This is a genomic window from Phenylobacterium sp. GW821-FHT12F10 (assembly GCF_058806695.1).
In genome coordinates this window covers 305,686-327,551 of sequence record NZ_JBXAPY010000004.1, presented here as the reverse complement: position 1 = coordinate 327,551, position 21,866 = coordinate 305,686, and the positions used below count along the sequence as shown (strand labels likewise).

General features: G+C 69.9%; 21 protein-coding genes. 15 read left to right on the top strand and 6 right to left on the bottom strand.

All coding sequences use genetic code 11. The features are described from left to right. Window positions 1-26 precede the first annotated feature (26 nt). Window positions 27-1,121 (bottom strand): L,D-transpeptidase family protein, encoded by a 1,095-nt coding sequence (locus AC1RN5_RS20875; RefSeq protein WP_493043562.1) that lies wholly within the window; start codon window positions 1,119-1,121, stop codon window positions 27-29. A gap of 38 nt (window positions 1,122-1,159) precedes the next feature. Between AC1RN5_RS20875 and AC1RN5_RS20870 the strand changes: the two genes are divergently transcribed. Both AC1RN5_RS20870 and AC1RN5_RS20865 read left to right on the top strand, forming a co-directional pair. Further along, a complete protein-coding gene (locus AC1RN5_RS20870; protein WP_493043560.1) occupies window positions 1,160-2,041 on the top strand; it encodes a D-alanyl-D-alanine carboxypeptidase family protein in 882 nt (293 codons plus the stop codon). Between the two features lie 52 nt (window positions 2,042-2,093). Next, complete coding sequence (locus AC1RN5_RS20865; protein WP_493043558.1) at window positions 2,094-2,879, top strand: alpha/beta fold hydrolase; 786 nt, start codon at window positions 2,094-2,096, stop codon at window positions 2,877-2,879. A 152-nt stretch (window positions 2,880-3,031) separates the two neighbouring features. On the opposite strand, the gene AC1RN5_RS20860 is transcribed toward AC1RN5_RS20865, so the two are convergent. Further along, window positions 3,032-3,670, bottom strand: coding sequence for a glutathione S-transferase family protein (locus AC1RN5_RS20860; protein WP_493043556.1), 639 nt, complete (start codon window positions 3,668-3,670; stop codon window positions 3,032-3,034). 67 nt (window positions 3,671-3,737) lie between these two features. On the opposite strand from AC1RN5_RS20860, the gene AC1RN5_RS20855 reads away from it, so the two are divergent. Continuing rightward, entirely contained in the window at window positions 3,738-5,387 is a 1,650-nt protein-coding gene (locus AC1RN5_RS20855; RefSeq protein ID WP_493043554.1) for an acyl-CoA dehydrogenase family protein, read from the top strand. Here AC1RN5_RS20855 and AC1RN5_RS20850 read toward each other — a convergent pair. After that, window positions 5,384-5,986 (bottom strand): TetR/AcrR family transcriptional regulator, encoded by a 603-nt coding sequence (locus AC1RN5_RS20850; protein ID WP_493043552.1) that lies wholly within the window; start codon window positions 5,984-5,986, stop codon window positions 5,384-5,386. The genes AC1RN5_RS20855 and AC1RN5_RS20850 overlap by 4 nt on opposite strands. Before the next feature lie 114 nt (window positions 5,987-6,100). Beyond that, window positions 6,101-6,709 carry a TetR/AcrR family transcriptional regulator gene (locus AC1RN5_RS20845; RefSeq protein ID WP_421933276.1) on the bottom strand — a complete coding sequence of 203 codons (609 nt, stop codon included), beginning with the start codon at window positions 6,707-6,709 and terminating at the stop codon, window positions 6,101-6,103. Window positions 6,710-7,264: 555 nt separating this feature from the next. Between AC1RN5_RS20845 and AC1RN5_RS20840 the strand changes: the two genes are divergently transcribed. Next, window positions 7,265-7,465, top strand: coding sequence for a twin transmembrane helix small protein (locus tag AC1RN5_RS20840; protein WP_304697315.1), 201 nt, complete (start codon window positions 7,265-7,267; stop codon window positions 7,463-7,465). Window positions 7,466-7,467: 2 nt separating this feature from the next. Further along, a complete protein-coding gene (locus tag AC1RN5_RS20835; protein WP_493043550.1) occupies window positions 7,468-8,040 on the top strand; it encodes a cob(I)yrinic acid a,c-diamide adenosyltransferase in 573 nt (190 codons plus the stop codon). Here AC1RN5_RS20835 and AC1RN5_RS20830 read toward each other — a convergent pair. Continuing rightward, window positions 8,037-8,318, bottom strand: coding sequence for a hypothetical protein (locus AC1RN5_RS20830; RefSeq protein WP_493043548.1), 282 nt, complete (start codon window positions 8,316-8,318; stop codon window positions 8,037-8,039). The two genes, AC1RN5_RS20835 and AC1RN5_RS20830, sit on opposite strands and share 4 nt — an antisense overlap. Window positions 8,319-8,469: 151 nt before the next feature. On the opposite strand from AC1RN5_RS20830, the gene AC1RN5_RS20825 reads away from it, so the two are divergent. The 6 genes from AC1RN5_RS20825 (at window position 8,470) to AC1RN5_RS20800 (ending at window position 15,459) form a co-directional block, all read left to right on the top strand. Beyond that, the gene (locus AC1RN5_RS20825) at window positions 8,470-9,216 is read left to right on the top strand and encodes an electron transfer flavoprotein subunit beta/FixA family protein (protein ID WP_493043546.1); all 747 of its coding nucleotides are present in this window, start codon (window positions 8,470-8,472) and stop codon (window positions 9,214-9,216) included. Further along, window positions 9,216-10,160 (top strand): electron transfer flavoprotein subunit alpha/FixB family protein, encoded by a 945-nt coding sequence (locus AC1RN5_RS20820; RefSeq protein WP_493043544.1) that lies wholly within the window; start codon window positions 9,216-9,218, stop codon window positions 10,158-10,160. The genes AC1RN5_RS20825 and AC1RN5_RS20820 overlap by 1 nt, the downstream gene beginning before the upstream one ends. Window positions 10,161-10,388: 228 nt before the next feature. Next, window positions 10,389-11,267: a 3-hydroxybutyryl-CoA dehydrogenase gene (locus AC1RN5_RS20815; RefSeq protein ID WP_493043542.1), complete on the top strand. Its 879-nt coding sequence runs from the start codon at window positions 10,389-10,391 to the stop codon at window positions 11,265-11,267. A gap of 277 nt (window positions 11,268-11,544) precedes the next feature. Then, window positions 11,545-13,203 carry a GMC family oxidoreductase gene (locus tag AC1RN5_RS20810; RefSeq protein WP_493043540.1) on the top strand — a complete coding sequence of 553 codons (1,659 nt, stop codon included), beginning with the start codon at window positions 11,545-11,547 and terminating at the stop codon, window positions 13,201-13,203. An 86-nt stretch (window positions 13,204-13,289) separates the two neighbouring features. Continuing rightward, window positions 13,290-14,552, top strand: a complete 1,263-nt coding sequence (gene tipF / locus AC1RN5_RS20805) for a flagella assembly cyclic-di-GMP phosphodiesterase TipF (RefSeq protein ID WP_421933284.1) — start codon at window positions 13,290-13,292, stop codon at window positions 14,550-14,552. A gap of 46 nt (window positions 14,553-14,598) precedes the next feature. After that, window positions 14,599-15,459, top strand: a complete 861-nt coding sequence (locus tag AC1RN5_RS20800) for a TIGR01459 family HAD-type hydrolase (RefSeq protein ID WP_493043538.1) — start codon at window positions 14,599-14,601, stop codon at window positions 15,457-15,459. Window positions 15,460-15,465: 6 nt separating this feature from the next. On the opposite strand, the gene AC1RN5_RS20795 is transcribed toward AC1RN5_RS20800, so the two are convergent. Next, window positions 15,466-15,945: a copper resistance protein NlpE gene (locus tag AC1RN5_RS20795; protein WP_493043536.1), complete on the bottom strand. Its 480-nt coding sequence runs from the start codon at window positions 15,943-15,945 to the stop codon at window positions 15,466-15,468. A 109-nt stretch (window positions 15,946-16,054) separates the two neighbouring features. Between AC1RN5_RS20795 and AC1RN5_RS20790 the strand changes: the two genes are divergently transcribed. The 4 genes from AC1RN5_RS20790 (at window position 16,055) to ileS (ending at window position 21,866) form a co-directional block, all read left to right on the top strand. After that, window positions 16,055-16,477, top strand: coding sequence for a MaoC family dehydratase (locus AC1RN5_RS20790; RefSeq protein ID WP_493043534.1), 423 nt, complete (start codon window positions 16,055-16,057; stop codon window positions 16,475-16,477). A 5-nt stretch (window positions 16,478-16,482) separates the two neighbouring features. Continuing rightward, a complete protein-coding gene (locus AC1RN5_RS20785) occupies window positions 16,483-17,418 on the top strand; it encodes a bifunctional riboflavin kinase/FAD synthetase (RefSeq protein ID WP_493043533.1) in 936 nt (311 codons plus the stop codon). A 265-nt stretch (window positions 17,419-17,683) separates the two neighbouring features. Beyond that, on the top strand, window positions 17,684-18,775 hold the full coding sequence (locus AC1RN5_RS20780) for a S1C family serine protease (protein ID WP_493043531.1): 1,092 nt from the start codon (window positions 17,684-17,686) through the stop codon (window positions 18,773-18,775). A 172-nt stretch (window positions 18,776-18,947) separates the two neighbouring features. Beyond that, window positions 18,948-21,866 carry an isoleucine--tRNA ligase gene (ileS, locus tag AC1RN5_RS20775; protein ID WP_493043529.1) on the top strand — a complete coding sequence of 973 codons (2,919 nt, stop codon included), beginning with the start codon at window positions 18,948-18,950 and terminating at the stop codon, window positions 21,864-21,866.

The following is a 21,866-nucleotide window of genomic DNA, read 5'->3' as shown; positions in this document are numbered from 1 at the left end:
AAAATCGGAGCAGGGGATTGATCCCGCTAGGTTTTTCCCGCCTTGGTTTCAGATCCCACAAACACCACCTTCGCGCCTTTTTTGACGGCGGCGCCGAGTTCCTGGGCGTCCCAGTTGGTCAGGCGCACGCAGCCGTGGCTGTCGGTCTTGCCGATGTGGTTCGGATCGGGGCCGCCGTGGATGCCGTAGGTGTCCTTGGTGAGGTCGATCCACATGGAGCCCACCGGATTGTTGGGGCCCGCGGCGATGGTGAACTTGCCCTTCTTGCCGTCGCCGAAGGTCAGGCGCTTGGGGTCGTAGATCCAGGTGGGATTGGGGGCGATGGTGCGGACCGCCCACTCGCCCGACGGCGCGGGCCGGTCGGCCGAGCCCACCGAGGCGGGATAGACCGCCAGCAGCACGTCGCCCTCGCCATAGGCGCGGACCTCGCGCTCGGCCTTGTCCACCTCGATGCGGGCGACCTGGCCGCCCAGGGTGTCGGAGCCGGGGGCGACCACCAGGATGGAGGTCCCGGCCACGGCGAAGTCGGCGTCGGGGTTGAGGGCCTTGAGCAGCTTCTCGTCCATGTGGAACCGCTCGGCGAACATCTCGGCGGGGCTGGCGTAGCCCATGTGGTCGAGCTTGGCCTGGTCCTCGCTCTTGGCCGGTATGGCGACGAAGGGGCCCGTCAGGTCCTCGGCGGTGATCACATAGTCGGCGGTGACCGGGGCGGCGCCGGCGATCAGGGCGTCCCAGGTGGCCGTGTCCAGCTCGCCGGTGTCGGGGAGGCCCTTGGCGGTCTGGAAGGCCGAGACCGCCTGGCGGAGGTTCTCCCCCTTGGCGCCGTCGATGACCCCGGGGGACAGGTGGGCGCGGTCCAGCAGGACCTGGGCCCGGATCAGGGCGGGCTTGAGCAGGGCCGGGTCCTTGACCTCCGCGCCCGGCAGGACGGCGGCGTCGATGGCCTGACCCTGGGCGGTGGCCGAGCCGGTGGCGGGGACGGCCACGGGCGCGGCGGCGGCCGGTTGGAGCGCCGGGGCGGTCTGCGCGTTCGCCTCCTTGGCGGCGCGGCCGCCCGGCGGCGGTTCGGAGCAGGCGGCCAGGGCGAAGGTCAGGACAAGGATCGATGCAGACCAGTTCATCAGTGGACCTCCGGGCTGACCCGCGCACAATGCGGGCCGTGACCTGGAAGCCTCCAACCTCGCGCCGGTTCCGGCGATGGGCCGGCGCCGCGGCCCTGGGCCTCGCGCTCGGGGGCGCCGGCGCCTGCGCCCAGACCCCTGCCGCGCCGCCGACGGCGGCGGCGTGCCGGGTTCCGGCCTTCGAGGAGGCCGCGCGGATCAACGCGGCCTCCCTCAACACCCTGGTCTGGGCGCCCTTCCGCCGGGCGGAGACCGGGTGGGAGGTCTACGCCCCCCTGGTGGCCCGGGACCTGCGCACCCGCTGCGGCCCCACCACCTCGCGCTTCGCCCAGCTGCTGGCCGGCTACCAGAGGCAGGCGCGGATGAAGGGCACTGGCGAGATGGACGTGGACACCTTCAACCACTTCAAGGGGGTCTGGCAGGAGCGCCGGCCCTTCGTGATGGTCAACGTCAAGGGGATCTGCCCCGACCCGCCGGACCCGGCGACCCTGGCCATCGCCGCCCCGGCCGAGAGCTATGGCGGCAAGACGATCCCGGCGCGTCCCGGCGCCCTGGACGCCTATCGCAGGATGGCCGCGGCGGCGCGGCGGGAGTCGCCGGCCATCCGCGCCGATGCGCGCAACCTGACCATCTTCTCCGGCTTCCGCGCGCCGGACGCCGACGACATCCGCTGCCTGACCGAAGGCAATTGCGACGGGGTGGCGCGGGCCACCTGCTCGGCCCACCGCACCGGCCTGGCCTTCGACCTCTATGTGGGGGAGGCGCCGGGCTTCAAGCCGGACTCCAGCGCCGACCCCAACCGCCTGTTCATGACCAAGACCCCCACCTATGCCTGGCTGCTGGCCAACGCCGGGCGGTACGGCTTCGTGAACTATCCCTTCGAACCCTGGCACTGGGAGTGGATCGGCCAGGCGCCCTAGGCCATTGTGGCGCTCGACACGGCCGCAGAGCCGCGCTTGAGATGGAAACGCCATGCCGACCTTCACCTCCGACGGCCTGACCCTGGCCTATGACGACAATGTCCCGCCCGGCGGCGGCGAGCGCACCATCGTCCTGGTCCACGGCTTTTCGTCCAACCGTAACGAAGGCTGGAAGCGCACGGGCTGGTACACCGCCTTCGACCGCCGGCGGATCCGCTGCATCGCGCTCGATCAGCGTGGCCACGGGGAGAGCGCCAAGCCGCACGAGCCCGAGGCCTATACCCGCGACAGACTGGCCGGCGACGTCATCGCCCTGCTGGATCACCTGGGGCTGAACCGGGTCGATCTGTTCGGCTATTCCATGGGCTCGCGCACGGCCCTGGCCACCGCGCTAAAGGCGCCAGACCGCATTTCCAGCCTGATGCTCGGCGGGGTCGGCGGCAAGCTGATCGGCGAGCGCGCCCTGCCCGGCGGAAATCCCATGGCCGAGGCCATGCTGGCCGAGGCCCCCGAGACCATCACCGAGCCGATGCTAAGGAGCTTCCGTCAGTTCGCCGACGAGCAGGGGGAGGATCGCCAGGCGCTGGCGGCCATGACCGGCGCGCAGAACCCGGCCTTCGACCGCGACGCCATGGCGGCCCTGCCCATGCCGGTCCTGGTGGTGGCGGGCCAGGGCGACACCGGCGCGGGGGACCCCGCCGAGCTGGCGGCGATCTTCCCGCACGCCCACGGGATCACCGTGCCCGGCTGCGACCACTTCTCGGCCATTCCCCACGCGCTCACCAAGGCCGCGGTGTTCGACTTCCTGGACGGGGAGCTGGACTATCCGAGCCGTTAGGCCATCGCCGCATCCCCCTCTCCCGCTTGCGGGAGAGGGTAGGGTGAGGACTCTTTCCGCCGTTCGGCGGTCGCTCCGCGCGCCGTAAGACCTCCGCTGCGCGGAGGCCCCCTCACCCATCCTCTCCCCCTGAAGGGGGCGAGGAGAAGGTTCTAAGCCTTGGCCTTGGGGCCCATGTTGTAGGGGCCGCCCTTGGCGAGGGCGGCCTGGTAGGCGGGGCGGGCCTGGAAGCGTTCGAGCCAGGCGGCGATGTTGGGATAGGTCGCCAGGCGGCCGAAGGCGCCTGTGACCTCGCCGACGAAGCTCATCTGGACGTCGGCGCCGGAGAACTCGGCGCCCATGATCCAGTCCTTGCCGGAGAGCGCCCCGTCGACATAGCCGAGGTGGTTGGCGATCTCGCTCTCCATCCGCGGATGCAGCGGGGCGCCGGCCTCCCCCAGGCGGCCGACATACATGAACAGCATCAGGGGCAGCATGGCCGAACCCTCGGCATAGTGCATCCACTGCTGGTAGTAGTCATAGGCGGGCGTGGCGGGATCGGGCTGCAGCCGGCCGCCGGCGTGGCGGCGGATGATGTAGTCGATGATGGCGCCGCTCTCGATGACGGTCATGTCGCCATCGGTGACCACCGGGGACTTGCCGAGGGGGTGGACGGCCTTCAGCTCCGGCGGCGCCAGGCGAGTCGCGGCGTCGCGGGCGTAGTGCTTGATCTCGTAGGGGAGCTTCAGCTCCTCCAGCAGCCACAGGATGCGCTGCGAGCGCGAGTCATTGAGGTGGTGGACGACGATCATCTGGCGCGCTCCTGAAGCTGTCTGCGACGTATAGGCTCACCCTGCGGCGGGCGCCTATAGTCGCCGGATGACCCCGCTGATCCTGTCCCATCTTCCCCAACTCCTGGCCGAGGCCGCCGACCATGCGGAGGCGATCGTGGCCGAGGCGAGGGCCGCCGTCTCCGCCCGGGTGACGGTGGAGGGCCGGCTGGATCGGGCCGCCCTGGACGCCGAGCAGCACGTGGCCCACGGCCTGGCCTGGGCGGCGGCCTATGCCGAGACCCTGCGCCAGACGGCGGCCTGGGCCGGAGCCCTGGCGGCCGACGGCGCCTTCACCGAGTCCGAGGCCCTGCCGGCCCAGCTGCTGGCCTTCGAGTATCTGAGCCAGCTGGCCGGCGGGATTCCCATGAACCAGGGGGAGACCTTCCGCTTGACCGACCTGGGGCTGATCGACGACCGGCTGCGCGGGGTGATCGACCGCCTGCGGCCCGGCGCCGGCCAGGCGGTGAAGACCCGGATCGTGGCCCTGCTGGAGGCCGCCCGCGGCCGGCCCTCCCTGGAGGCCAGCGGGCTGGACGCCACGCTGGATATGGTGCGCGACCAGTTCCAGGCCTTCGCGGCGGAGAAGATCGCCCCTTTCGCCCACGGCTGGCACCTGCGCGACGAGCTGATCCCCCTGGCGCTGCTGAAGGAGCTGGCCGATCTGGGGGTGTTCGGCCTGACCGTGCCGGAGGCCCATGGCGGGTCGGGCCTGGGCAAGATCGCCATGTGCGTGGTCTCCGAGGCCCTGTCGCGGGGCTGGATCGGGACCGGGTCGCTGGGCACGCGCTCGGAGATCGCCGCCGAGCTGATCCTGGCCCACGGGACTCCCGACCAGAAGGCCCGCCTGCTGCCGGCCATCGCCTCGGGCGAGATCATCCCCACCGCGGTCTTCACCGAGCCGGAGGCGGGCTCGGACCTGGGCTCCCTGCGAACGCGCGCGGTGCGGGAGGGGGATGTCTGGAGGATCAGCGGCGCCAAGACCTGGATCACCCACGCGGCCCGCGCCGACCTGATGACCCTGCTGGTGCGCACCGATCCGGCCAGCAAGGACCACCGGGGCCTGTCGATGTTCCTGGCGGAGAAGCCGCGCGGGACGGACGCCGATCCGTTCCCCGCGCCCGGCATGAGCGGCGGCGAGATCGGGGTGATCGGCTATCGCGGCATGAAGGAGTACGAGCTGGCCTTCGACGGGTTTGCGGTCCCCCACGCCAACCTGCTGGGGGGCCAGGAGGGCCAGGGCTTTTCCCAGCTGATGGCCACCTTCGAGAGCGCCCGCATCCAGACCGCGGCCCGCGCCATCGGGGTGGGCCAGGCGGCCCTGGACATCGCCCTGGACTACGCCCTGGCGCGCCGCCAGTTCGGCCAACCGATCGCCGACTTCCCGCGGGTGACCAACAAGCTGGCCATGATGGCCGCCGAACTGCTGGGGGCCCGGCGGCTGGCCTGGTTCGCCGCGCGCGCCAAGGACGAGGGCCGCCGCTGCGACCTGGAGGCGGGCATGGCCAAGCTGGTCGCCGCCCGCATCGCCTGGGCCTGCGCCGACAACGCCGTCCAGATCCATGGGGGGACGGGGTTCGCCGTGGAGCAGCCGGTGAGCCGCCTGCTGGCCGACGCCCGCATCCTCAACATCTTCGAGGGCGCCGGGGAGATCCAGGCCCAGGTGATCGCCCGGCGTCTCCTGGAGGGCGCCAACTAGCGGGGCGCGAAGCCCTGGCAGATCAGGCCGATATGGCGGTCGAAGACGGCGCTCATGGCGTCGGCGTCGGAGCCGTTCCAGGCCGCCAGCCGATAGGTCCAGGCGTAGGAGGCCATCAGGGCGTCGACGGCGATGTCCAGGTCCGTGGCCGGATCGACGTCGCCGCGGGCGACCCCCTCGGCCAGGCAGTCGCGCACCACCTGCATCAGATGGGGGTTGCGGCCGAAGGGCCGGGAGCTGGCCTCCAGGGTCCAGTCGTAGGCCGCGGCGATGTGGGCCAGGAACAGCTTCGTGCGCCGGGTCTCGAAGGCGTAGTGGATGGCGAACATCGAGGCCAGGCGGTCGGCGGTGGAGCCCCGCAGATGCGGCACCACGCGATCGAGCTCGGCGTAGAGGGCGTCCAGCCGGTCGGCCATGACCTGGCTAAGGATGTCGCCCTTGGAGGAGAAGGTGGTGAAGACGCTGCCCACCGAAACCCCGGCGACACGAGCGATCTCGCGGACGGTGGTCTCCTCGTAGCCGCGGCTCTCGAAGAGATCGCGCGCGGCGTCGAGCACGCGTTTACGGGTCGCCTCCTTCTGAGACTGTCTTACGCTCAAATGGTGTCCCCCTAAGGCCACGTCTCACGCGCGGCTTGACCCATGGTTAGGGTGAAACCACGCGGCCGGGCGCCGCCCACAGGAAGGTGCGACAGTACGTCGCACCCTCTCGGGTCAGCCGCGGCGCGCGCCGGCCAGGATGACGCGGATCTGATCCTTGGCCTTGGCCTGGAGCGCATCGATGCTCCAGCCCTGGAAGATCGCCTCGGGATAGTTGGCCAGGTAGCAGTCGAACAGCATCTGGGTGCGCAGCTTGACCTCCGCCTCCTGGCTGAGTTCGCCCCGCTCGACGCCCAGCACCAGCTGTTCGTTGATCAGGTCGTGCAGGGCCTGGACCGGGGGCATGTTGCGCAGCTCCTGGCCCTGGTCGGGGGACCAGGAGATGGAGAAGGCGGCCCGGGCGAGCGGCAGCTGGGTCTTGTAGAAGGCGTAGCCGGCGGCGAAGGCCTTCAGCAGGGCGTCGTCCACATTGCGGCCGCGCAGGGCGGCTTCGCGCATGGTCTCGGCCACGTCGGCCATGTCGGCGAGCATGATCTCGCGGAACAGGTCGGACTTGTCGGAGAAGTTGGCGAACACCGCGCCGGTGGACATGCCCGCCGCGGCGGCGATGTCGCGGATGGTGGCGCCCTCATAGCCCTCTTCGGAGAACAGCCGGCGGGCGGCGGCCAGCACCTTGGCGCGGGTCTGCTGCTTGGCGAGCGCGCGGCGGGTGGGCACGCGCATTTCGGCTTCCTGGGCGCCGTGGAGAGTACCGGGAACGTGTTTCATTGAGCGTCCAGCCTCGAAAGGGCCGCCTCCGCGGAGTGTTCGAACCATTGGCGGGACTCGCCGGCGACCTTCTCAAGCGGCCCGGGGTCGCGCCGCGCAAGGCGGCGTCCATCCCGGGCGGCGTCGCGCAGGTCAGCGATGAGCTCGCACATTTCAACTTCAGAATCTGGGCGCGGGGAGGCGCCCGGGTCACTGGCCTGGGGAGGCGGCATGACAGGTGTCCGTTCTCTAACCCGTTCGCCGCGGCGCGTCCAAGCGAAAGGGCGTCATTTGATCAAGTTCATCTAACTCGTTCCGCGATACGAGCAGAGGGCGGGGCTTAGCCCATAGGTTGAGCCTGGACTGTGTGGCGCAGCGTCGCACTCGCCATTTCGAGGCCTTTCCCACTGTTGCAGGTCGGAAACACGACGCCCGAGCATACCGTCGATCATTGAGCGTGCTCGTGTAACCACGTTTCAACGTCGGATTCGCCGGATGGTTTCATCGCCCGCCCCGCTCTAGATTGGCCGGATGGAACGCGCTTTCGACATTCTGATTCCCCTCGCCCTGCTGGCGGTGACCGTGACCCTGTTCATCGGGCTCTACGCCCTGTTCCGAGGGGGCGACTTCGGCCGCTCCTATTCGAACAAGCTGATGCGGCTGCGGGTCCTGCTGCAGGCCATCGCCGTGGCCCTGCTGGTGACCGCGGTCTGGTGGCGGCACCGGGGCTAGCCATGGTGACCCTGAACAAGATCTACACGCGGGCCGGCGACAAGGGCGCCACCCGCCTGGCCAGCGGGGCCACGGTGAGCAAGGCCTCGCTGCGGGTTGAGACCTATGGGGCGGTGGACGAGACCAACGCCTGTATCGGCCTGGCCCGGCTGCACACGGCCGGCGGGCCGCTGGACGACATCCTGGCCCGCATCCAGAACGAACTCTTCGATCTGGGCGCCGACCTCGCGACCCCGGCCAAGCCCGACGAGATCGAGGGGCAGGTGCTGCGCATCCTCGATTCGCAGGTGGCGCGGCTGGAACAGGAGATCGACCACCTGAACGGCGCCCTGCCCGCCCTGACCTCCTTCGTCCTGCCCGGCGGGTCGCCGGCCGCGGCGGCCCTGCACCTGGCGCGCACCGTGGCCCGCCGCGCCGAGCGCGTGGCCGTGGCCCTGATGGAGTCCGGCGAGGAGGTCTCCGGCCCGGCCTTCCGCTATCTCAACCGGCTGTCGGACCTGCTGTTCGTCGCCGCCCGCGCGGCCAACGACCAGGGCCGGGCCGACGTCTTCTGGCGCTCGGGCGCCACCCGTTAGGGAGCGGGCGCGGGAGCCGGAACGGCCTCGCCCCGGGCCTTGGCGGCGGCGGCCTTGGCGGCCTTGCGTTGGGCGTCATTGTCGATCACCCGGCCGGTGATGTCGGAGATCAGCACCGGGTGGGCGCAGGTGCGGCCGCGCCAGTCCCACCAGTCGCCGTTGGATTCACACCGCTGTCCGGGGATCACCCAACCCACCTGATAGACGATGACCGCCACGGTGGAGAGGGCGAAGGCGCCCACGAAAATCAACATCAGGCGCTTGATCGTTCGGTTCATGATCTTCGTCTTGGCAGGGGTTTTGAGCGGCCTATCTGGCCGCCCGGACAAAATTGCGGCGCAGTGTGACCCGCGCCCGGCTTGCATTGCGCGTCGGAACCGTTATGCCCCAACCGTTCAATTTTTAGCAATTTGAGGCGTTAGCGAAGCCATGAAGGTGCTCGTCCCCGTGAAGCGGGTGATCGACTACAACGTCAAGGCCCGGGTCAAGCCGGACCAATCCGGTGTGGACCTCGCCAATGTGAAGATGTCCATGAACCCCTTCTGCGAGATCGCGGTCGAAGAAGCCGTGCGCCAGAAGGAAAAGGGCGTCGCCACGGAGGTGGTGGCCGTGTCCATCGGCCCGGCCCAGGCGCAGGAAACCCTGCGCACGGCCCTGGCCATGGGCGCAGACCGCGCGATCCTGATCCAGACCGACCAGGACCCCGAACCCCTGGCCGTCGCCAAGCTGCTCGCGGCGATCATCGCCGAAGAGAGCCCCGACGTGGTGATCATGGGCAAGCAGGCCATCGACGGCGACAACAACGCCACCGGCCAGATGCTGGCGGCCCTGCTCGACTGGCCGCAGGCGACCTTCGCCAACTCCATCGAGCTCAACGCGGGCGACGCCAAGGTGGGCCGCGAGGTCGACGGCGGCATCCAGACCATCGACGTGACCCTGCCGGCGATCATCACCGCCGACCTGCGTCTCAACGAGCCGCGCTACGCCTCGCTGCCCAACATCATGAAGGCCAAGAAGAAGCCGCTGGACGTGAAGGAAGCCGCCTCGCTCGGCGTCGACACCGCCCCGCGCCTCAAGGTCGTCAAGGTCACCGAACCGCCGAAGCGCGGCGGCGGCATCAAGGTGGAAAGCGCCGCCGACCTGGTCACCAACCTCAAGACCGCGGGGGTGCTCTAATGGCCGTTCTCGTTATCGCCGATCATGACAACGCGTCCCTGAAGGACAGCACCCACAAGACCGTGACCGCGGCGCTCGCCCTGTCGTCCGACGTCGACATCCTGGTGGCCGGGTCCGGCGCCAAGGCCGTCGCCGAGGCCGCCGGCAAGATCGCCGGCGTCCGCAAGGTGCTGCTGGCCGAGAGCGACGCCCTGGGCCAAGGCCTGGCCGAGGCGGTCACCGCCGCCGTCGTCCCCCTGATGGCGAACTATGACGCCGTCCTGACCCCGGCCACCTCGCAGGGCAAGAACTTCAGCCCCCGCATCGCGGCCAAGCTGGACGTCGCCCAGATCTCGGAAATCGTCGAGGTCGTCGACGGCTCCACCTTCGTGCGGCCGATCTACGCCGGCAACGCGCTGGAGACCGTCCAGTCCTCCGACGCCAAGAAGGTGATCACCGTCCGCGCCACCGCCTTCAAGGCGGCCGGTGAGGGCGGCTCGGCCCCGGTCGAGAACGTCGCCGCCGGCGACGGCGCCCCCAAGACCAAGTTCGTCGATCAGCAGCTGGTGAAGTCGGCCCGTCCCGAACTCGCCGGCGCCAAGATCGTCGTCTCCGGCGGTCGGGCCATGGGCTCGGCCGAGGAGTTCCAGCGGGTCATCGACCCCCTGGCCGACAAGCTCGGGGCCGCCATCGGCGCCAGCCGCGCGGCGGTCGATGCGGGCTACGCCCCCAACGACTACCAGGTCGGCCAGACCGGCAAGGTCGTGGCCCCGGAACTGTATGTCGCCATCGGCATCTCCGGCGCCATCCAGCACCTGGCCGGGATGAAGGACTCCAAGATCATCGTGGCGATCAACAAGGACGCCGACGCGCCGATCTTCCAGGTCGCCGACTTCGGTCTGGTGGCCGACTACAAGACCGCCGTGCCGGAACTGATGGACGCCCTGACCGCCGCCGGGAAGTAATCCCGGCCCGATCAAGGCCGATACGACCAGGGGCGGTTCCGCGAGGGACCGCCCCTTTTCGTTGCGCTCAGGCGGGTCCGATCGCGGCGTCCGCGCCACAGTCGCCGGGCCTCCTCGCGCTGCGGCGCAGCAAAAGCCTTGGCGGCGCCGCACATGCCCATGTTAGAAACTCGTCACAAGCGGCGGCGGACAGGGGATACCGCCCCGCATGATCGAGGCTTTGTCGGCATGGTGGATATCAAATCGGTCGGCGTCATCGGCGCTGGTCAGATGGGTTCGGGCATCGCCCACGTGGTCGCCCTGGGCGGCTACGACGTGCTGCTGCACGATGTGAGCGCCGAACGGATCGAGACGGGCTTGGCCCAGATCCGCAAGAACATGACCCGCCAGGTCGGCCGCGGCATCATCACCCAGGAGGCGATGGACGCCGCCATCGCCCGCATCAAGGCCGCGCCGGAGCTGCAGTCCATCGGGACCACGGACCTGGCCATCGAGGCGGCCACCGAGAACGAAGAGGTCAAGAAGTCGATCTTCAAGGCGCTCACCCCGCACCTCGGGCCCAACACCCTGCTGGCGTCGAACACCTCGTCGATCTCCATCACCCGCCTGGGGGCGGCGTCGGACCGGCCCGGCCGGTTCATCGGCCTGCACTTCATGAACCCCGTGCCGCTGATGAACCTCGTGGAGATCATCCGCGGCATCGCCACCGACGCGCCCACCTACGAGACCGCCGTCAACTTCGCCAAGTCGCTGGGCAAGACCACCGCCAACGCCGAGGACTTCCCCGCCTTCATCGTCAACCGCGTGCTGGTGCCGATGATCAACGAGGCGATCTACACCCTCTATGAAGGCGTCGGCACGGTGGAGGCCATCGACACGGCCATGAAGCTGGGCGCCAACCACCCGATGGGCCCGCTGGAGCTGGGCGACTTCATCGGCCTGGACACCGTCCTGTCGATCATGAACGTCCTCTACGAGGGCCTGGCCGACTCCAAGTACCGGCCCTGCCCCCTGCTGGTGAAGTATGTCGAGGCCGGCTGGCTCGGCCGCAAGACCGACCGCGGCTTCTACGACTACCGCGGCGACGTGCCCGTTCCGACGCGGTAGAGCCTGGATCCTCCCCCAGGCGCGCAGCGCCGATGTGGGGGAGGTGGGCCGTCGCGAAGCGGCGGGTCGGAGGGGGATCGACGTAGTCGACACCCACCGCGCCAAACAGCCAAACAAGAGTCAAAGTCCCCCTCAGGCGCTTCGCGCCAGCTCCCCCAAGAAGGGAGCATCTTGGCGGTACAGACCCTCCGCACAGGGCGACCACAATCGGCCGTTTACGGCGGCGCTTCGAACCGACACAACGAACCCTGCAACCCACCACGCAGGAGCCGCCCCGATGCCCGACACCCCCACCGCGGACTACATCATCGTCGGCGCGGGTTCGGCCGGATGCGTGCTGGCCAACCGCCTGAGCGCGGACAGCGCCAACGCCGTGCTCTTGCTGGAGGCCGGCGGCGACGACCGGCCCACCAAGGAGCCGGGCCAGTTCTTCTCCAACGTCATGATCCACGTGCCCGTGGGCTACGCCCAGACGCTGAAGGACCCCAAGGTCAACTGGCTCTATCCCACCGAACCCGATCCCGGCACCGGCGGCCGGGTGCACACCTGGCCGCGCGGCAAGGTGCTGGGGGGCTCCTCCTCCATCAACGGCCTGCTCTACATCCGCGGCCAGCAGGCCGACTATGACGGCTGGCGGCAGCTGGGCTGCGAGGGCTGGGGCTGGGACGATGTCGCCCCCTATTTCAAGCGCTCCGAGCACCAGGAACGCGGGGCCAGCGCCCATCACGGCGTGGGCGGCCCGCTCAACGTTTCGGACGTCACCACCAAGCACCCGGTGTCCGACGCCGTGGTGGAGGCCTGCGTCGAGGCCGGCATTCCGCGCAACGCCGACGTCAACGGCGAGGACCAGGAAGGCGTCAGCTACTACCAGCTGACCGTGAAGAACGGACAGCGCTGCTCGGCGGCGGTGGCCTATCTGCACCCGGCCATGGGCCGCGCCAACCTCAAGGTCGAGACCCACGCCCTCACCACCAAGGTGATCTTCGAGGGCAAGCGGGCGGTGGGGGTGGAGTATCTCCAGAACGGCGTCCGCAAGATCGCCAAGGCCCGGCGCGAGGTGATCCTGGCGGGCGGGGCGATCAATTCCCCGCAACTGCTGCAGCTCTCCGGCGTTGGCCCCGGTGAATTGCTGCGCGACCATGGGATCGAGGTGGTGGCCGACCTGCCCGGCGTCGGCGAGAACCTGCAGGACCACTACGTCATGGCGGTCACCTACCGCCTGAAGGCCGGCACGATCTCGGTCAACGAGCTGACCAAGGGCCCGCGCTTCCTCGGCGAGGTCCTGAAATACGCCTTCCAGCGCAAGGGGCTGCTGACCCTGTCGGCGGCGCACGTGGCGGCGTTCTGCAAGTCGCGGCCCGATCTCGCCGGACCGGACATCCAGTTCCATATCCTGCCGGCCTCGCAGAACCTGGAAAAGGCCATGAGCGGCAAGATGGAGCTGGACGGCGCGCCGGGCCTGACCATCGCGCCGTGCCAGGTGCGCCCCGAAAGCCGCGGGACGATCCGCATCAAGTCGGCCGACCCGAGCGTCTATCCCGCCATCGCGCCCAACTACCTCTCCGATCCCCTGGACCAGGAGGTGGCGGTGGCCGGCCTGAAGTGGGGCCGCAAGATCGCCGCCCAGCCGGCGCTCGCCCCCTATATCGACCACGAGATGCTGCCGGGCCCGGACTTCAACAACGACGAGGCCCTGCTGGGCTACGCCCGCATGGCCGGCTCGACCATCTATCACCCGGTGGGCACCTGCCAGATGGGCTCGGGGCCGATGGCGGTGGTGGACGCCCAGCTGCGGGTGCGGGGGGTCGAGGGCCTGCGGGTGGTTGACGCCTCGGTGATGCCGCGCCTGGTCTCGGGCAACACCAACGCGCCCACGATCATGATCGCGGAGAAGGCGGCCGACATGGTGCTGGGCAAGGTCGCCGCGTCCAATTAGCGCGAGGCGCTCGCGCAATCGTTAATCTGTTCGACTTGCACCGGCGGCGCATCGGATACTCAGAAGCGATTCGGGCAGGCGGGACCATGCGACGGCTCACATTGGCGCTGCTTTCGGGCGCCTATCTCTGTGTTGCACTGATCTTCGCCCTCCTCCTGTGGCGTAACGGGGGAGGCTGGGCGGCCGGCCTGGCCATGCTCGCGGCCGGGTTCGCCCTTTGCTACACCTTCCACGGCCTGATTATGCACAGCCTGGAGAACGCCGCCCTGCGCCGCGAGCTCGAGACCGTGCGGGAGGCCCAGCGGATCCTCATCGACCAGATGGAGCGCATGGACGCCCGGGTGGTGGAGGTGGTCTCCACCGTCACCGACGACGCCCTGCGCCGCTCCGAGGAGCTGACCGGCGAGGTCCACATGCTGGAGGACCTGGTCCAGCGCATGGGCCAGAGGCTGGAGGAGCGGATGGTCCAGGCCCCGCTGACCGCCCGCCACGCCCCGCAGCACCGCCAGTCCGCCGCCCTGCTGGAGACCATCCGCGAGGCGCTCGCCGAAAACCGCGTCGACCTCTACCTGCAGCCGGTCGTCGGCCTGCCCCAGCGCCGGACGGTGTTCTACGAGAGCTTCTCGCGCCTGCGCGACGCCACCGGCCGGGTGATGATGCCCGCCGAATACCTGGCCGTGGCCGAGCCCGAGGGCCTGGTCACCTCCATCGACAACCTGCTGCTGTTCCGCTGCGTGCAGATCGTGCGCCGGCTGGCCAAGACCGACAAGAAGATCGGCATCTTCTGCAACATCTCCACCTCCAGCCTGGCCGACGAGAGCTTCTTCCCGCAGTTCCTCGACCTGCTGGCCGCCAACCGCGACTTGGCCGGCGCCCTGATCTTCGAGCTGGGCCAGGCCGCCTTCGACGCCCGCGGCGCCACCGAGGCGCGCAACATGGGCAAGCTGGCCGACCTCGGCTTCCGCTTCAGCCTCGACAAGGTCGTGGACCTGGACCTGGACTTCCAGGACCTGGCCCGTTCCGACGTGAAGTTCCTGAAGATCGGCGCCCAGTTCCTGCTGAGCCAGCTGATGGAGACCGACGAGGGCCTGGTGCTGAAGTCCATGCCCGACCTGGCCGCCCAGGACTTCGCGACCCTCACCCGCCGCTACGGGGTGGAGATCATCGCCGAGAAGGTCGAGGAGGAGCGCCAGATCGTCGACATCCTCGAACTCGACATCGCCTATGGCCAGGGCCACCTGTTCGGCGAGCCGCGGCCGATCAAGGACGCCGTCCTGGCCGAGACCGATCCCCCCGCCGAGTTCCTGCGCAGCACCATGCGCCGCCGCGCGGGCGGCGGACGGCACTAGCCAAACCGTTTGACCGGGCGGGTTCGGCCCGGTACCGCCCGGCCCCATGACCGCGCCCCAGATCGTCTCCGGACTCTCCGCCCTCACCGACCGCTACGACGTGATCCTCTCCGACGTCTGGGGGGTGATCCACAACGGGCGCGAGAGCTTCCCCGCCGCCTGCGGCGCCCTGGCCCGCTGGGGCGAGGCCAAGCCGGTGGTGCTGATCTCCAACTCGCCGCGGCCCTCGCACTCGGTGATCCCGCAGCTGGACGAACTCGGCGTGCCGCGCGCGACCTGGCAGGCCTTCGTCACGTCGGGCGACGCCACCCGGGTGCTGTTGAGCGAACTGGCGCCCGGTCCCGCCTGGCGGGTCGGGCCCGACCGGGACGCGCCGCTCTATGAGGGGCTGGACCTCGACTACGCCGACTATGACAAGGCCGCCTTCATCTCGGTGACCGGCCCCTATGACGACGAGGTGGAGGGCCCCGGCGACTATCAGGACCGTTTCGAGGCCTGCGCCGCGCGCGGCCTGGTGATGACCTGCGCCAATCCCGACATCGTGGTGCAGCGGGGTGACCGGCTGATCTATTGCGGCGGGGCTCTGGCCCAGCTCTATGCCAGCCTCGGCGGCGAGGTGCTGATGGCCGGCAAGCCCTATGCGCCGATCTACGACCTGTGCCTGATCGAGGCGCAGCGCCTGCTGGGCCGGCCGGTGGACCGTTCGCGGGTGCTCTGCATCGGCGACGGCCTGCCCACCGACGTCAAGGGCGCCAACGACCAGGGCCTGGACGTGCTGTTCGTCGCCAGCGGCATCCACGGCGCCGAAACCATCGGCCCCGACGGCCTCGACGCCAAGGCCGTGGAGGACCTGCTGGCCGCCGACGGCCTCACCGCCACCTACGCCATCGCCGACCTGGTCTGGTAGCGGCGCCTACTTCACCCGCTTGAGCGTGCTCGGCAGGGCGTCGGGCAGGGGCTTCATGTCGCCGTCCAGGGCCTTCAGCGCCTCGTCATTGCCGACGCGCAGGAAGTGACGGGCCCCGTCGGGCTTGTCGGGGTCGAGTTCGTAGACCGTGGCGTCGGGATCGACGGCGTCGCCGCGCAGGGTCCCCCACTTGCCGGTGGTGGTGAGGGGCGCGCCGCGCTCCAGATAGGTCTCCACCAGCCGGTAGGTCCCGTCGCCGGAATAGGGGGCGTCACGGGTGAGGGTGAGCTCGGTCTTCAGCCCGGGACAATCGGCGCAGGGCAGCAGGCCCGAGAAGCTCATGGTCAGGGGCTCGGCGGCCGGGGCCGCGGCGGCGGGCGCCGGCGCGGGCGCTGCGGCCTGCGCGGGCGCCGCGGGGGCCTTGGCGGCGGGCGGGGAACAGGCCGCGAGCGTGGTCAGGGCCAAGGCCAGGGCCAGGTTTCTCATCATCGCCTCCCAATCAGACTTGCCAGCCTGCCCCGGACGCCCGATCTCGTCCAGGGCTTCGCTTGAGCGCCCAAGGCGGCTAAGGAAGCCGGGGCTGAAGGAACCGCGCGTGCAGGGACTGTTCTTCGAAGATCTGAGCCTCGGCCAGTCGGCCGAGACCACCAGGGTCGTCACCGCCAGCGACGTGGAGGCCTTCGCGGCCGTCTCGGGCGACACCAATCCCGTCCATCTGGACGAGGACTACGCCAAGACCACGACCTTTCAGACCCGCATCGCCCACGGCATGCTGTCGGGCGCCTATATCTCGGCGGTGATCGGCACGAAGCTGCCGGGCCCGGGCTCCATCTACCTGTCGCAGTCGATGCGCTTCCGCCGGCCGGTGAAGCTGGGGGACGCGGTGGTGACCCGGGTGACGATCCAGGCCCTGGACGAGGCCCGCGGCCACGCGACGCTCGCCACCGTCTGCCAGGTGAACGGCAAGACCGTGGTGGACGGCGAGGCGGTGATCATGGTCCCCCGGAAGGGCGCCTGAGCCCCATGCGTATCGTCGACGGCTGGAAGGACCTGGCGGAGAGCGACCGCGGCGCGGCCGTGGCGCTGGGCAATTTCGACGGCGTGCATCGCGGCCACCAGAGCGTCATCGCCCTGGCCGCCAAGGCCGCGGGCCGACTCAAGGCGTCCCTGGGGGTGATCAGTTTCGAGCCGCATCCGCGCCGCATCTTCCAGCCCAACGCGCCGTCCTTCCGGCTGATGAACGCCGAGCAGCAGGCCCGGGCGCTGGCCGGCCTGGGGGTCGATATCTTCTACATCCTGCCCTTCACCCCCGAGCTGGCCCAGATGACCGACCGCGAGTTCGCCATCGACGTGCTGCACCAGGGCCTGGGCGTCCGCGACGTGGCCCTGGGGTTCGACATCTCCTTCGGCAAGGACCGCACCGGCAGTCCAGAGACCATGACCCGCTACGGCCAGGAGCTGGGCTTCGGCGTCTCGGTGGCCCAGGCGGTGGGGGACGGAGTCAGCAAGTTCTCCTCCACCGGGGTGCGGGACGCCCTGCGCGAGGGGAGGCCGCAAGACGCCGCGGCGATCCTGGGCCGGCCCTTCGCCATCGAGGGCATGGTGCAGCACGGCCGCCAGCTCGGCCGCACGCTCGGCTATCCCACCGCCAATGTGGCCCTGAAGGACTATGTGCAGCCCCGGTTCGGGGTCTACGCCACCCGCACCCGCCTGCCCGACGGCCGCGAGATCGCCGGGGTGGCCAATATCGGGATCAATCCCACGGTGGACGGGATCACCGCCCCGCTGCTGGAGGTCTGGCTGTTCGACTTCGACGAGGACATCTACGACCAGGTCATCGAGACCGACCTGATCGCCTTCCTGCGCGACGAGGCCAAGTTCGAGAGCATGGACGCCATGACCGCCCAGATCATGGCCGACGCCGCCCTGGCCCGGGCGATGCTGCTGCCGGAGATCTGACCTCTCTCGCCCCTTCAAGGCGCAGGGCTTCCCGATAGGCAAGGGTGTCATCCCGGAAAGCGCGCAGCGCTTGTCCGGGACCCAAACGCACGGGTCGTGCAGGAGAGGTCGGCGCGTCTGGGTCCCGCACTTCCGCGGCTTCGCCGCTGCATGCGGGATGACACGGAGGGGAGGCGCCGCCCAGCCCACCTCTCCCCACGCGCGACACCCCTGGACTCTTGGTTAACAGCTGGCTTTTCCTAGGGGCCAGGACTGCGAGGGGCCGATGCCGACCCAGATCAAGGGCTTCAAATACGCCGCCTTCGCCGCGGCGCGCCGGCCCCGCCGCAAGCGGCCGCCGTCCTACGCCTTCGCGCCGGGGGCCACCTTCACCTATTCGGAGCTGCCGCCGCAGCCCCCGACCCACCTGGCGACGCCGGGGGGCGATGCGGGCCTGCTGGACGCCTATTCCCACGCCGTGGTGAGCGCCGTCGAACGGGTGGGCCCCGCCGTGGTCAGCGTCCATCCCTGGCGCAGCCCCGAGGGACCCGAGGGGGTGGGCTCGGGCGTGGTCATCGCCCCGGACGGCCTGATCCTCACCAACAGCCACGTGGTGCGCGGCTCGACCCTGGCCGAGATCGTCGGCCTCGACGGGCGGGTGTTCCGCGCCCGGCTGATCGGCGACGACCCCGACACCGATCTCGCCCTGCTGCGCATCGAGGGCGGGGTCACCCTGCCCTACGCCAGGCTGGGGGACTCCAAGGCCATGCGCCGGGGCCAGCTGGTGATCGCCATCGGCGCGCCCCTGGGGTTCGAGGCCACGGTGACGGCCGGCATCGTCTCGGCGCTCGGCCGCTCCCTGCGCGGCGAGCGGGGGCGGCTGATCGAGGACCTCATCCAGACCGACGCCTCGCTCAATCCCGGCTCCTCCGGCGGCCCCCTGGTCAATTCCGCCGGCGAGGTGGTGGGGATCGCCACCGCGGTGATCTCCGGCGCCCAGGGCCTCTGCTTCGCCGTGGCGGCCAACACCGCGGCCCTGGTGGTGGGCGAGCTGATCAAGCACGGGCGGGTGCGGCGGGGCTCCATCGGGGTCATCGCCCAGCAGGCGCCGATCCCCCGCGACCTGGCCCGCGCCGTGGGCCTAGACCAACCCTTCGGCGTCTGGATCGCCACCTGCGAGGTGAACGGCCCGGCGGCGCGCGCGGGCCTGCTGCCCGGCGACCTGCTGGTGGCCGCCGAGGGGGCGCCCCTGACCGGATTGGACGACCTGATGCGGGTGCTGGGGACCGACACCATCGGCCGGGCCATGGCCTTCGAGGTCATCCGCCAGGGCCGGCGGATGACCGTCACCGTCACGCCACGGGAACGCCGACGCTAGTCGAGCAAACCAAAGGGCTCGCCCCACGCGGCGCCCTCTGCTATTGCCGCCCGCTATGACTCTGGTTCGGACAATGTCGCGAATTACCCGCCCGGCGTGACGCCGCCGGACGAAGCTCCAGCGCGCGCCGGGATCACCCGCACACTCGTTCCGAACCCTGCTGGAAAGCCCCATGGCCGACGACGCTGACAAGCCCGCGCGCGACTATCGCGAAACCGTCTTCCTCCCCGACACCCCGTTCCCGATGCGGGCGGGCCTGCCGGTCAAGGAGCCCGAGATCCTGGCCCGCTGGGCGAAGCTCGATCTCTACAACACCATGCGCAAAGACCGGCAGGCGGCCAAGGCCCCGCTGTTCGTGCTGCACGACGGCCCGCCCTACGCCAACGGCGCCATCCACATCGGCCACGCCCTGCAGAAGACCCTGAAGGACTTCGTGGTCCGTTCGCGGTTCGCCATGGGCTACGACGTCGACTACGTGCCCGGCTGGGACTGCCACGGCCTGCCCATTGAGTGGAAGATCGAGGAGGAGCTGCGCGGCCAGGGCCGCCGCAAGGACGAGGTCTCCAAGGCCGAGTTCCGCGAGCGCTGCCGCGCCTACGCCGCCCAGTGGATCGACGTCCAGCGCGAGGGCTTCAAGCGCCTGGGCGTGGTGGGCGACTGGGAGAACCGCTACGCCACCATGGACTATTCGTCCGAGGCCGCCATCGTCGCTGAGTTCCACAAGTTCGTCACCTCCGGCCAGCTCTATCGCGGCTCCAAGCCGGTGATGTGGAGCCCGGTGGAGCGCACGGCGCTCGCCGACGCCGAGGTGGAATACGCCGATGTGAACTCGCCGACCATCTGGGTGAAGTTCCCGGTGGTCGACGGCAGCGAGGCCGCCCGCGGCGCCAGCATCGTCATCTGGACGACCACGCCCTGGACCATCCCCGCCAACCGGGCGATCAGCTACAACAACGACATCGCCTATGGCGTCTATCTCGTCGAGGCCATGGAAGAGGGCCTGGAGTTCGAGCCCTGGGCCAAGGCCGGCGACAAGCTGATCGTGGCCGACAAGCTGGCCGAGGACGTCTTCAAGGCCGCCAAGATCAGCGCGACCCGCCGGATCGAGACCTTCGATCCGCAGGGCGTCACCGCCGAGCATCCGCTGGCGGGGCTGGACAGCTATTACCAGTTCGCCGTGCCGCTGCTGGACGGCGACCACGTCACCGACGACGCCGGCACCGGCTTTGTCCATACCGCCCCGGGCCACGGGGCCGACGACTACCTGGTCTGGCTGGCCCACGGCCACCGCGAGATCCCCGAGACCGTCGATCCCGACGGGGCCTATTACGACCACGTCGCCCTGTTCGCCGGCCTCAAGGTGCTGGAGACCGAGGGCAAGAAGGTCGGCAGGTTCGGCCCCGCCAACGCCGCGGTGCAGGACAAGCTGATCGAGGCCGGCCGCCTGCTGGCGCGCGGGCGGGTGGAGCACTCCTATCCCCACTCCTGGCGCTCCAAGGCGCCGGTGATCTTCCGCAACACCCCGCAGTGGTTCATCCGCATGGACGAGCCCATCGAGGACAAGGTCCACGACGGCAAGACCCTGCGCGAAACCGCCCTCGACGCCATCGAGGCCACCACATTCTATCCGGCCGGGGGCAAGAACCGCATCCGCGCCATGGTGGAGAGCCGTCCCGACTGGCTGATCAGCCGCCAGCGCGCCTGGGGCGCGCCCCTGGCAATGTTCGTCGACAAGGAAACCAGCCAGCCCCTGGTGGACGCAGACATCAACAAGCGGATCGTCGACCTGATCGCCGCCGAGGGCGCCGACGCCTGGTTCACCCGGCCGGTGAGCGATTTCCTGGGCGAGCACGATCCCGAGCGCTTCGAGAAGGTCGAGGACATCCTCGACGTCTGGTTCGATTCCGGCTCGACCCACGCCTTCACCCTGGAAAACCGCGAGCACACCCGCTGGCCCGCCGACCTCTATCTCGAGGGCTCCGACCAGCACCGCGGCTGGTTCCAGTCCTCGCTGCTGGAAAGCTCCGGCACCCGCGGCCGCGCGCCCTACGACGCCATCCTCACCCATGGGTTCACCATGGACGAGAACGGCGAGAAGATGAGCAAGTCCAAGGGCAACACCGTCGACCCCGAGGTGGTGATCCGCGAGTCCGGCGCCGAGATCATCCGGCTCTGGGCCTCGATGATCGACTATTCCGACGACGGCCGGATCGGCAAGACCATCCTGGCCACCACCACCGACGCCTATCGCAAGCTGCGCAACACCGTCCGCTATCTGTTGGGGGCGCTCGCCGGCTTCGAGGAGAGCGAGCGCGTGGCCCTGGAGGACATGCCGCCGCTGGAGCGGTTCATCCTGCACCGCCTGCACGAGCTGGACGGCCAGATCCGCGACGCCTACGCGGCCTATCTGTTCCAGGACGTCAGCCGGCCGATCACCGAGTTCTGCCAGGTGGAGCTGTCGCAGCTGTTCTTCGACATCCGCCGCGACGCCCTCTATTGCGATCAGCCCTCGTCCCTCCGCCGCCGGGCCGCCCGCACGGTGATGGACGCCGTGTTCGAGCGCCTGACCATCTGGCTGGCCCCGCTGATCCCCTTCACCATGGAAGAGGCCTGGACCACCCGGTTCCCCGACTCGACCTCCAACTGCCTGCGGGTCTTCCCCGAGACGCCGGCGTCCTGGGCCAATCCGGCGGAGGCCGAACGCTGGGCGAAGATCCAGTCGGTCACCTCGGTGGTCACCGGCGCCCTGGAGGTCGAACGCCGCGAGAAGCGCATGGGCGCCGCCCTGGAGGCCGCCCCGCGCGTCCATCTGGCCGATCCCGCCCTGATGGCCGCCTTCGAGGGCCTGGACGCCGCCGAACTGTTCCGCACCAGCCAGGCGACCCTGGTGGCCGGCGACGGCCCGGCCGGCGCCTTCCGGCTGCCCGAGACCTCTGGCGTGGCCGTCGAACCCCTGAAGGCGCAGGGCAAGAAGTGCGCCCGCTCCTGGCGTATCCTGCCGGAGGTGGGGAGCGATCCCCGCTATCCGGAGCTCTCCCTGCGCGACGCCGAGGCGGTGGCCGCCTGGGACGCGCAGCACGAAGGGGCGTGA

What these genes read in the sequence shown, in the direction of transcription:
- AC1RN5_RS20875 (WP_493043562.1), bottom strand. Translation starts at nt 1,121, where the DNA reads ATGAACTGGTCTGCATCGATCCTTGTCCTGACCTTCGCCCTGGCCGCC.
- AC1RN5_RS20865 (WP_493043558.1), top strand. Translation starts at nt 2,094, where the DNA reads ATGCCGACCTTCACCTCCGACGGCCTGACCCTGGCCTATGACGACAAT.
- AC1RN5_RS20860 (WP_493043556.1), bottom strand. Translation starts at nt 3,670, where the DNA reads ATGATCGTCGTCCACCACCTCAATGACTCGCGCTCGCAGCGCATCCTG.
- AC1RN5_RS20855 (WP_493043554.1), top strand. Translation starts at nt 3,738, where the DNA reads ATGACCCCGCTGATCCTGTCCCATCTTCCCCAACTCCTGGCCGAGGCC.
- AC1RN5_RS20845 (WP_421933276.1), bottom strand. Translation starts at nt 6,709, where the DNA reads ATGCGCGTGCCCACCCGCCGCGCGCTCGCCAAGCAGCAGACCCGCGCC.
- AC1RN5_RS20840 (WP_304697315.1), top strand. Translation starts at nt 7,265, where the DNA reads ATGGAACGCGCTTTCGACATTCTGATTCCCCTCGCCCTGCTGGCGGTG.
- AC1RN5_RS20835 (WP_493043550.1), top strand. Translation starts at nt 7,468, where the DNA reads ATGGTGACCCTGAACAAGATCTACACGCGGGCCGGCGACAAGGGCGCC.
- AC1RN5_RS20830 (WP_493043548.1), bottom strand. Translation starts at nt 8,318, where the DNA reads ATGAACCGAACGATCAAGCGCCTGATGTTGATTTTCGTGGGCGCCTTC.
- AC1RN5_RS20825 (WP_493043546.1), top strand. Translation starts at nt 8,470, where the DNA reads ATGAAGGTGCTCGTCCCCGTGAAGCGGGTGATCGACTACAACGTCAAG.
- AC1RN5_RS20820 (WP_493043544.1), top strand. Translation starts at nt 9,216, where the DNA reads ATGGCCGTTCTCGTTATCGCCGATCATGACAACGCGTCCCTGAAGGAC.
- AC1RN5_RS20815 (WP_493043542.1), top strand. Translation starts at nt 10,389, where the DNA reads ATGGTGGATATCAAATCGGTCGGCGTCATCGGCGCTGGTCAGATGGGT.
- AC1RN5_RS20810 (WP_493043540.1), top strand. Translation starts at nt 11,545, where the DNA reads ATGCCCGACACCCCCACCGCGGACTACATCATCGTCGGCGCGGGTTCG.
- tipF (WP_421933284.1), top strand. Translation starts at nt 13,290, where the DNA reads ATGCGACGGCTCACATTGGCGCTGCTTTCGGGCGCCTATCTCTGTGTT.
- AC1RN5_RS20800 (WP_493043538.1), top strand. Translation starts at nt 14,599, where the DNA reads ATGACCGCGCCCCAGATCGTCTCCGGACTCTCCGCCCTCACCGACCGC.
- AC1RN5_RS20795 (WP_493043536.1), bottom strand. Translation starts at nt 15,945, where the DNA reads ATGAGAAACCTGGCCCTGGCCTTGGCCCTGACCACGCTCGCGGCCTGT.
- AC1RN5_RS20785 (WP_493043533.1), top strand. Translation starts at nt 16,483, where the DNA reads ATGCGTATCGTCGACGGCTGGAAGGACCTGGCGGAGAGCGACCGCGGC.
- AC1RN5_RS20780 (WP_493043531.1), top strand. Translation starts at nt 17,684, where the DNA reads ATGCCGACCCAGATCAAGGGCTTCAAATACGCCGCCTTCGCCGCGGCG.
- ileS (WP_493043529.1), top strand. Translation starts at nt 18,948, where the DNA reads ATGGCCGACGACGCTGACAAGCCCGCGCGCGACTATCGCGAAACCGTC.